The 2575-nt window shown below is 37.4% G+C and carries 4 protein-coding genes; all 4 read left to right on the forward strand.

The window, feature by feature from the left end; all coding sequences use genetic code 11:
* Positions 1-140: 140 nt before the first annotated feature.
* Positions 141-584 (forward strand): Imm26 family immunity protein, encoded by a 444-nt coding sequence (locus ND2E_RS04155; protein ID WP_033095242.1) that lies wholly within the window; start codon positions 141-143, stop codon positions 582-584.
* A gap of 104 nt (positions 585-688) precedes the next feature.
* Positions 689-1057, forward strand: coding sequence for a hypothetical protein (locus ND2E_RS04150; protein WP_033095243.1), 369 nt, complete (start codon positions 689-691; stop codon positions 1055-1057).
* Positions 1058-1163: 106 nt separating this feature from the next.
* Positions 1164-1724: a hypothetical protein gene (locus ND2E_RS04145; RefSeq protein ID WP_033095244.1), complete on the forward strand. Its 561-nt coding sequence runs from the start codon at positions 1164-1166 to the stop codon at positions 1722-1724.
* A gap of 122 nt (positions 1725-1846) precedes the next feature.
* Entirely contained in the window at positions 1847-2287 is a 441-nt protein-coding gene (locus tag ND2E_RS04140; RefSeq protein ID WP_033095245.1) for a hypothetical protein, read from the forward strand.
* Positions 2288-2575: the final 288 nt, after the last annotated feature.

The following is a 2575-nucleotide window of genomic DNA, read 5'->3' on the forward strand; positions in this document are numbered from 1 at the left end:
CAAACGAATAATATCTCGGTATAAAAGAAAAACATAACAAGCAAATTAACAGGACAAAAAAAAGTTGGTTTTGCTCCTGCGTCGCTATTTTTACCAACTATTTTTTGCCCATTATTTGGGCGTTATACGCAAGGAAGATTATGCCCCGTCAAAGAGTAAAGGTTGGTGATACATTTTGGGTTCCAATCGAAGATAACTCTTTTGTACTTGGTCAAATTATCGAAGAACAAAGGGAAGTGCTAAATAGTATTACTTGTGTATTTTTCGACTGTCGTGTAACAGAACTCGACGAAGCGCCATTAAACTTCGATAATCCAATTTGCTGCCAGTTTGTTACGAGAGATCTATTTAACTCAGGTCAATGGCAACGAATTGCAAATTTACCTAATCAAGTTGAAGATAAGCTTCTACCGTATAGAGAGACTATGTCAAATGGGTGGATTGGTGCATCTATGATTGGTTCAGGAAGTATAAGAAAATTTCTTGCTGCATTTTATGGTTTAAGAGAGTGGGACGAGATGTTTGATCCCAATTATTATCAATCATTATTACTGCCTAGTGTAGAGCGTAAAAATTGCGTATAACAAGCAATTCAACAGGACTAAAAACAGTGGGCTGTTCGCTTCGCTCCATTTTAGCCCACAATTTTTAGCCCGTTAATTGGGCGTTAGCTGTACAAGGAGTTCCATTGAGCATTATCAAACAATCAAGCATATTTACTGCATTCCTGATTATTTTCGGTTTTCTTCTACGTTACTACTCTGTTTATAAATCTGGTGTAGATATTAGTATTCTAAATATAGCTCTAAGTGTAATAGTTGCTGGTTTAATAGGTGGTGCGGGCTTTTATTTAGGGCAACTTAAAATAAAAGAGTCCTTAGCTATAAAGCATTTAGCGTTCTCAGCAACTTTGGTATTTTTCATGTCGCACACCCTAAGTAATTTATTGGGTTTGTACCAAATATCTTGGTTTGCATATATTGCAGTAGTATTTGTTATTGCATTTATTGCCGCAGTTCGAATGCCTAAAATGTTCAACAAAGAAAAGTACAGCTAACAAGCAAATTAATCAGGACAAATAACAGTTGGTTTTTGCTCCTGCGTCGCTATTTTAACCAACTGATATTTGCCCATTATTTGGGCGTTAGCTGCCAAGGGAACTTATGCGATTAATTCTAATACTTTTGATATGTCTAGCACCAACATATGAAGCTAAAGCTGATTATTACTACAAGATGGCTAAGATTACCTGTGCAGAGGAGATTGGGCTTTTTGAAATCACTTCTACGGGAGCTGCTAATATTGAGGAATACTACGAACCCGGTTACGACATGGAGTTGGTATACAAAGACATAGCAAAGAAGCATGGACTTTTTGTCGGCGGCAATACGACTCATAAGTGCACCATAAAAGATATGGAAATAGAAGCGCAATTAAGTTATCGGAAAGCCTCTCCTAGAGGCGCCTGTGGCGCAAACCCTGGGGCTAAATTGGATGTCTTTATAAATGGTGAAATTGTAGTGGACTCAATGCCCTTTCAAGAGGATTGCTACAAATGGTCTTCTTATAATTTAAAGGTAGATCAATATGATGTTTGGGTTTGTGGTGGGAAAACTGTACCTTCCCATTGCGTTTGGGAAAGTGTAAAAGGTAAAAATAGAACAAAAGTTCCTCTAACATCATCCCACTTGAATAAAGCAATTATAGGTGAAAAAGGCAGCTAACAAGTTGCTTAAGTTCGTTCGTAAACTCACTGGGACAATTAACAGTTGGCTTGGCGCTTCGCGCAAGTTTAGCCAACAGTAAATTGCCCCTTAGCAAAGCGTTAGCCATTCAAGGAGATATAATGAACCAAGGCGATTACAAAGTAGATCGAGCTTCAAATGATTATCCAAAATTTGAAAGTCAATTTAATGAATTTCTCAGTAACCCTGAACATAAGTTATCAGAAATTAAAGGTGTTTCTGTTTTACCTTCCGATTCACATAACTTAAGGATTGAGGCTTTAGGAAAAGAAATTGAAATTAGACTAGGGCTTGTTCTTAATGGTGAAAGTAATTTAGGGCAAGTGACAGCATATTTAATTAAGAGTCGTGATGATGTGTTTATTAGCGAAAAGCCTATTTTAGCTCTTTGGTTAGATGTTCTTGGAAATGTTAAAACAGAAACACCTGAATCCGCTGGTTTTACTAGTGTCAAAGATGCTAACTCACTAATAAACTTCATTTATGACACATTAAATAAATTATTAGAATCGGACGAGTGTACGCCCTTTAAAAATGGCTAACAAGGCGCTTAACGGGACAAATAACAGTTGGCTTTTGCTCCTCCGTCGTTTATTTTAGCCAACAATTATTTGCCCATTAGCGTGGCGTTGGTATGACTCCCCACGTCAAGTTAAACCATAAAAACCTCTGCCTTTTTTCGAGCCATAATTTTTCTTCTCTTAAGTTGAGTGAGTTAACGCATAGAATGAAGCCAGTAATTTCGTCGGTTATCATGCTGATATTCGTGGATTATTAACCTATTGGCTAACAGCGCCTACCTTACTTGTTCCGTCGTGACACCTAATTTC

Origin of the sequence: Colwellia psychrerythraea, from assembly GCF_000764225.1 — a bacterium.
Classification (GTDB): Bacteria; Pseudomonadota; Gammaproteobacteria; order Enterobacterales; family Alteromonadaceae; genus Colwellia; species Colwellia psychrerythraea_D.

Bases quoted from the DNA above. Each gene is read 5' to 3' on its own strand.
- ND2E_RS04155 (WP_033095242.1), top strand. From the start codon at position 141: ATGCCCCGTCAAAGAGTAAAGGTTGGTGATACATTTTGGGTTCCAATC.
- ND2E_RS04145 (WP_033095244.1), top strand. From the start codon at position 1,164: ATGCGATTAATTCTAATACTTTTGATATGTCTAGCACCAACATATGAA.
- ND2E_RS04140 (WP_033095245.1), top strand. From the start codon at position 1,847: ATGAACCAAGGCGATTACAAAGTAGATCGAGCTTCAAATGATTATCCA.